General features: G+C 71.5%; 7 protein-coding genes and 1 pseudogene. 3 read left to right on the forward strand and 5 right to left on the reverse strand.

The window, feature by feature from the left end; translation table 11 throughout:
• The coding region (locus ACWD38_RS29880) for a hypothetical protein (RefSeq protein ID WP_450125405.1) at nt 1–253 on the forward strand (253 nt) is incomplete at its 5' end.
• On the opposite strand, the gene ACWD38_RS29885 is transcribed toward ACWD38_RS29880, so the two are convergent.
• The 4 genes and pseudogenes from ACWD38_RS29885 to ACWD38_RS29900 form a co-directional block, all read right to left on the reverse strand.
• Entirely contained in the window at nt 245–889 is a 645-nt protein-coding gene (locus ACWD38_RS29885) for a response regulator (protein ID WP_184481630.1), read from the reverse strand. The two genes, ACWD38_RS29880 and ACWD38_RS29885, sit on opposite strands and share 9 nt — an antisense overlap.
• 109 nt (nt 890–998) lie before the next feature.
• On the reverse strand, nt 999–2,180 hold the full coding sequence (locus ACWD38_RS29890; RefSeq protein WP_450125406.1) for a sensor histidine kinase: 1,182 nt from the start codon (nt 2,178–2,180) through the stop codon (nt 999–1,001).
• Nucleotides 2,181–2,215: 35 nt separating this feature from the next.
• Nucleotides 2,216–3,025, reverse strand: a complete 810-nt coding sequence (locus ACWD38_RS29895; RefSeq protein WP_450125407.1) for an ABC transporter permease — start codon at nt 3,023–3,025, stop codon at nt 2,216–2,218.
• An 86-nt stretch (nt 3,026–3,111) separates the two neighbouring features.
• A pseudogene (locus tag ACWD38_RS29900) lies at nt 3,112–3,759 on the reverse strand (ATP-binding cassette domain-containing protein); the annotation flags it as partial.
• Nucleotides 3,760–3,957: 198 nt separating this feature from the next.
• Here ACWD38_RS29900 and ACWD38_RS29905 point away from each other — a divergent pair.
• Complete coding sequence (locus tag ACWD38_RS29905; protein WP_450125408.1) at nt 3,958–4,224, forward strand: PLD nuclease N-terminal domain-containing protein; 267 nt, start codon at nt 3,958–3,960, stop codon at nt 4,222–4,224.
• Between the two features lie 64 nt (nt 4,225–4,288).
• On the forward strand, nt 4,289–4,600 hold the full coding sequence (locus ACWD38_RS29910) for a PLD nuclease N-terminal domain-containing protein (protein WP_450125409.1): 312 nt from the start codon (nt 4,289–4,291) through the stop codon (nt 4,598–4,600).
• A gap of 31 nt (nt 4,601–4,631) precedes the next feature.
• Here ACWD38_RS29910 and ACWD38_RS29915 read toward each other — a convergent pair whose 3' ends face one another.
• Complete coding sequence (locus ACWD38_RS29915) at nt 4,632–5,756, reverse strand: VanZ family protein (protein WP_450125410.1); 1,125 nt, start codon at nt 5,754–5,756, stop codon at nt 4,632–4,634.
• Nucleotides 5,757–5,937 lie beyond the last annotated feature (181 nt).

Here is a 5,937-nt window from a genome sequence, read left to right on the forward strand (position 1 = left end):
TGGTGGCTTACCCTCTGTGGCTTCCTCGCTGCGGTATCTTTTTCCCGAGTGGCTCCGCCACGAGGGAAAAAGCTGTCCTCGCGAGGAAGCCACTGAGAACCCGCGGGTGGTCTTTTTGCTTTGGTGGTCGCTGCTCAGCGGCTTCGCCGCTGACAGGACAAAGACCCACAACGCCGCTCACCTGGAAGGACAGGATCAAGGAAAAGGTGATGAGGCCCGCCGCGCGGGCCGTTCCGGCGGCGGGTCAGGCTAGACCTGCGTCGTGGGTGACGATGGCTACCTGGGTGCGGTTCGAGGCGCCGAGCTTGCCCATGATCCGTCCGATGTGGACTTTCACGGTGGAGGCGCTCATGTAGAGGTGCGCGGCGATCTCCGCGTTGCTCAGGCCCTGCGCCACGGCGATCGCCACCTCCCGCTCGCGCGGGGTGAGCTGGTCCATCTTGCCGCGGGCGTCGGAGCTTCCCTTGCCCGCGGCGAACGTGCCCAGCAGCCGCTTGGTGATCCGCGGCGAGAGCATCGCCTCGCCGGAGGCCACGGTGTGCACGGCGGCGGCGAGCTCGCGCGGCGGCGTGTCCTTGAGCAGGAACCCGGAAGCCCCGGCCTGCAGGGCGGCGTGCACGTACTCGTCGACGTCGAACGTGGTCAGCACCAGCACGGCGGGCGCCTCGGGCAGCGCGGTGACCCGCTTGGTCACCTCCAGGCCGTCGACGCGGGGCATCTGGATGTCGGTGAGCACCACGTCCGGCCGGTGCTTGGCGACCAGTTCGACCACACCCGAGCCGTCCGGGGCTTCCGCCGCCACCTCGATGCCCGGATCCGATTCGAGGATGAGGCGGATGCCACCGCGCACCAGTTCCTCGTCCTCCAGCAGGACCACCCTGATGCCCACGTGACTCCCCGCGCCCGACGACGTTGCCGTCCCACGGTATCCAGCCCGGTCCCGGTCTCCTCAAGGTGTCCCGGAACCGGACAGCGCGGTCACGTTCCTCTGTGGACGGTCAGGATGCGTTCGCGCCCTCCAGCACCGGGAACGCGGCTCGCACCCGGTAGCCGTCGTCGTCGGTGCGGCCGACCTGCAAGGTGCCGCCCGCGAGGGTGACCCGCTCCCGCATGCCGATCAGGCCGTAGCCGGAGCCCTCCACCACCGTCGTGCCCGCGCCGCGCTGGTTGGTCACCTCCACCACCAGGCCGTCGGCGGCGGCGAGGATCTCGGCGCGCACCGGCGAACCGGGGGCGTGCTTGCCCGCGTTCGTCAACGCCTCCTGCAGCACGCGGTACGCGGCGCGACCGACCACCGCGGAGGTCTCCGGCAACTCCTGCGGCATGTCCAGCGCGATGTCCGCGCCCGCCGCGACCGAATCCTCGACCAGGTCCCGCAACCCGTCCAAGGACGGTGCCGCGTGGTCGCCACCGGGGTTCTCGGCATCGTCGCGCAGCGCCCGCAGCATCTCCCGCAGCTCGCTGAGCGCGGCCGAGCTGGACACCCGGATCACCTCGGCGACCTCCTCGGTGCGCTGGTCGGTGGCCGTCATCGTCAACGCCCCCGCCTGCAACGAGATGACGCTGACCCGGTGGGCCACCACGTCGTGCATCTCGCGGGCGATGCGCCGCCGCTCGGCGGTGACCGCGCGCTCCGCCAGCAGATCCCGCTCCCGCTCGGCCTGCACCGCGCGTTCCCGCAGGCTCGTCAGCAGGTCCCTGCGCGAGTAGAGCCACAACCCGAGCAGCAGCGGCAGCGCCGCGATCATCGCGAACCCGGCGAGCACGCCCAGCACCACCGTGAACGGGCCGTCGGACCACAGCGCCCCGTTGCCCGGCAGCAGCACCCGCACCACGTGCGAAGCGGCGACGATCCCGGCGCCGATCCACGTGACCGAAGTCGGCCCGCGGCGACTGGCCAGCGTGTACATCGCGACCACCATGCCCGTGGCCCCGCCGTCGGTACCCACCAGCAGCGAGTGGGCCGAGGCGGCCGCGACCGCGACCAGCGGGAACCGCCTGCGCAGCAGCATCGCGCCGAACAGCGCCGCGTTGCCGGGGATCAGCACCCACTGCTGCCAGACCGCCGGATCGTCCGGCGTGGCCACCGCGAGGAACGCGATCAGCAGATCCAGCAGCAGCGATCGGAACTTGCCGTCCCACAAGGCCAGCCGAGCGGCCCACTTCCCGTTTTCACGCACCCGACCAAGGTAGGGGTCGGTCTCGGCGAGCGACATCACGCATCCCGCCGGGACAGCAGCACCGTCGTGGCCACCGACAACGCGGCCGTGATCCCCAGCAGCGGCAGCGGCATCCACCAGCTCGCCGCGTCCGGGTTCTGGAACAGCTGCGCGGTGGCGGCGAAGGGCAGCGCCGCGAGCTCGAGGCGCGAGGTCAGCACCAGCATGGGCTCCAGCAGCAGCGGCACGAGCAGCACCGCGCTGAGCGCGACGGCGGAGCTCCTGGTCAACCCGGCCAGCGCGAGCCCGAACAGCGCCGAGAGCACCACGTAGAGCAGCAATCCGGCGCCGACGGTCGAGACCATCGCGAGATCACCGGGCCGCAGCAGCACGTAGGTGATCGCCACCGCGGCGAGCGAGACCACCGCGCCCACCGCCGCGGTGAGGGCGGTCTTCGCCAGCACCACGTGGGTGCGCGAGCGCACCGCCAGCAGCGTGGTGGTGATCGTCTTGTTCCGGTAGTCGGTGGCGAACACGTTCACGCCGATCGCCGCGACCAGCAGCGCCGCCAGCTTCGGCGTCAGCGCGAAGGACTGGTCGAACGCCTCGGCCGCGCTGAGGTCCTTGGTCATGGTGTAGACGGCTACGAGCACTTGCAGCAGCAGCGCCGCCCCGGCCAGCAGCCACGGGGCGCGCAACGTCCGCAGACCGGTCCACTCGTAGCGCAGCGCAGCGCCGAAACCCGGTCGTGCTCCGGAGGAATCGCGCGATCCGGGACGTGGTGGCGCCGGGCGCACCGGTTCGTGCCGCACGGTCGGGCCGTCCACGCCGCGCGGGTCGTGGTGGGTGTCGTAGCGCAGGTTCATGCCGCGTTCCTCTCGTATCCCCGGTACTGGACGGTCGCCGACGTCGCGGCCAGGTACGCGTCCTCCAACGTGCCCCTCGGCGCGTGCCGCGCGATGAAGCCAGGCACCGACGCCGCGGCGATCAACCTGCCGCCGCCGATCACGACCAGGTCGTCGGCGAGCTGCGACATCTCCGAGAGCAGGTGCGAGGACGCGAACACGGTGCGCCCCTCGGCGGCCAGGCCGCGCAGGAACCGCCGCATCCAGTGCACCCCCTCCGGATCGAGGCCGTTCGCCGGCTCGTCCAAGATCAGATATTCCGGGTCGCCGAGCAGCGCGGTGGCGAGCCCGAGCCGCTGGCGCATGCCGAGGCTGAACTTCCCCGCGCGCCGCGACCGCGCCGACTCCAGCCCCACCGCCGCGAGCGCCCGATCGACCTCCGAGTCCGGGATACCGGTGCTCGCGGCGACCATCCGCAGGTGGTCGCGCGCGGTCCGAGCCGGATGCGCGGCACCCGCGTCGAGCAGCGTCCCGACGGTGCGCAGCGGATCCGCCAGCTCCCCGTAGGTCCGCCCGCCGAACGTGGTGCGCCCGCGACCGTGGTCGAGGCCCAGCATCAGCCGCATGGTGGTGGACTTCCCGGCCCCGTTGGGCCCGAGGAATCCGGTGACGACGCCCGGCCGCACGGTGAACGAGAGGTCGTCGACGACCGTCGTGCTCCCGTGCCGCTTGGTCAGCCCTTGCGCAGTGATCATGGTGTGGCTCCTTTCCCGGCCACCAGAGTTCTCCGCAGCGGGCATGCGGGACGTCCCGCTTCAGGGCACGGTGTCGTACGACTTTCCGCCAAGTCGGCTCGGCCCGAAGTGCGGACGTGCGGGGACCCCGTCGCGGGACAACATGGATCTCATCGGCGGCACGGAACCCGCTGACCAACGAGGAACGGAGCTCTCCCCATGAAGTCCTTGATCGCGCAGCACTCGGCGCTCGCCGCGAGCACCGGGGAACAGGTCGGCGCGTGGGCGCTCACCGGTGGCGTGCTCGCGGTGGTCGCCGCGTTCGCGGTCCTGTTCATCGCGGCGCTGATCAGCATCCTCGGTTCCGGCTTGTCCGGCGGGATGAAGCTCGTGTGGATCGTGCTCGCGTTCCTGGCGCCGTTCCTCGGCAGCCTGCTCTGGTTCGTGGTCGGCCGCTCCGACGCCCGCAAGCGCTTCGCTCACTGACCCCCGACCGCTCCGCGACTTCCGGCGGCGTCCGCGCCGCCACCCCGATCGAGAGGAAGAAACCATGTTGAACGCCCAGCTCGCCCTCGCCCAGACCGCCGCCGACAACCCGCCCGAGACGATCTGGAGCATCCTGTTCCTCATCGGGCTCGGACTCGTCGCGCTCGGCTTCCTCGCGCTGTTCATCGGCGCGCTCGTGAGCATCTTCCGGTCCGAGACCGACAGCGCCACGAAAGCCGTGTGGGCGCTGATCGTGGTGATGGCGCCGGTGCTCGGCTGCGTGCTGTGGTTCGTGTTCGGCCGCTCCAGCGCACGCGGCCCCGGCAACGGGCCCGCTCAGCAGCAGCCGATCGAGCAGGACCCCGCCGCCGCGTGATCGGGCGGAACAGCGGTCAACGCGCCTGCGGTCACTCCGCCGGCGCGTTGACCGCTCGGGAGTCCACGACGTCGGTGCCCGTCAACGAACCGGTGAGCCCCCGGTGGTGGTGGCTGCGCGGCACCGACAGCGCGTGCACCGCGAACCAGGCCACCGCGAACGCGGTGCCCGCCACCGGCCACACCACGTTGATCAGGCCTTCCACCAGCGCGAACCCGCCCAGGCCCGCCAGCCAGCGCAGCAGCACGCGGCGCACGGCGGGCCCGCGCCCGTCCTCGACCCCGCTCCCGTCCTCGACGCAGCGCAGCAGCACGGCGTGCTGGCCGAGCGTGCTGCCGCGGCCCGCGGCGGTGGCGATCAGCAGCAGCACGGCGGGGACGAACCACAGCGCGGCGGATTCCACCCAGACCTGCGCCGCCGGATCGAGACGCACACCGCCGAGCCGCAGCAGCAGATCCGCGCCGCGCGCCAACGCCACGCCGAGCCACCACAGCAGCAGCACGTCGCAGCCCATCCCGAGCAGCCTGCGGTACGTCCCGACCGGGCGCGGCGAACCCGGCTCGGTGCCGCTGTGCTGGCCCGGCACCAGCCGCAGGACCCGGGCCAGCAGCGCGCCCACCAGCGCGCCGAAGGTGTTCGCCATCAGGTCGTCGACGTCGAACAGCCGGTACGGGCACGGGTACAGGAACCAGATCCCGGTGATCTGGGTGAGCTCCACCCCCAGCGACACCATGAACCCGGCGAGCACGGTCCCGCCGAACCCCTCGCGCAGCAGGTGCCGCACGAACATGCCCAGCGGCACGAACAGCACGATGTTGAACCCGAACTGCTGCACCGCGGGATCGGCGAGCAACCCGGTCAGCTCCGCCCAGTCGCCCGGCCGCCGGAGCCCGTCGAAACCGGCGAACGGGCGCCACTGCGGGCGCAGCTCCCCGAAGACGTCGCAGAAGCCCGGCCCCACCGGCGGCAGCGGCACCAGCACGTAGGCGACCAGGCCGAGCGCGTAGAGCACCGCCGCCAGGAACAGCAGCAACGTGCCGGGCCGCAGTTCACCGCGCCTGCGGTGCTCCCGCGCGACGTAGGGCACGAACAGCAGCACCACCAAGGCCACCGCCACCACGACGGCGGCCACCGCGGGCAGCACCCGAACGTGCACCACACCCTCCCGTGGGGAATGTTTCTTGGGGCTTCTTGCTTGGGGGTCGGGTGGCGGAACCTCAGTCGTCTTCTCGCTGCGGGATCTTTTTCCCTCGTGGCTCCGCCACGAGGGAAAAAGCTGGACGGAGCAGTGAGCAAGGCGCTGGCGAATCAGGCCACCACGCAGAACTCGACGTTCC

This window comes from Saccharopolyspora sp. NPDC002578 (assembly GCF_053592695.1).

Excerpts from the sequence above, each read along its gene's own strand:
- ACWD38_RS29895 (WP_450125407.1), bottom strand. The coding sequence starts at position 3,025 with ATGAACCTGCGCTACGACACCCACCACGACCCGCGCGGCGTGGACGGC.
- ACWD38_RS29910 (WP_450125409.1), top strand. The coding sequence starts at position 4,289 with ATGTTGAACGCCCAGCTCGCCCTCGCCCAGACCGCCGCCGACAACCCG.
- ACWD38_RS29905 (WP_450125408.1), top strand. The coding sequence starts at position 3,958 with ATGAAGTCCTTGATCGCGCAGCACTCGGCGCTCGCCGCGAGCACCGGG.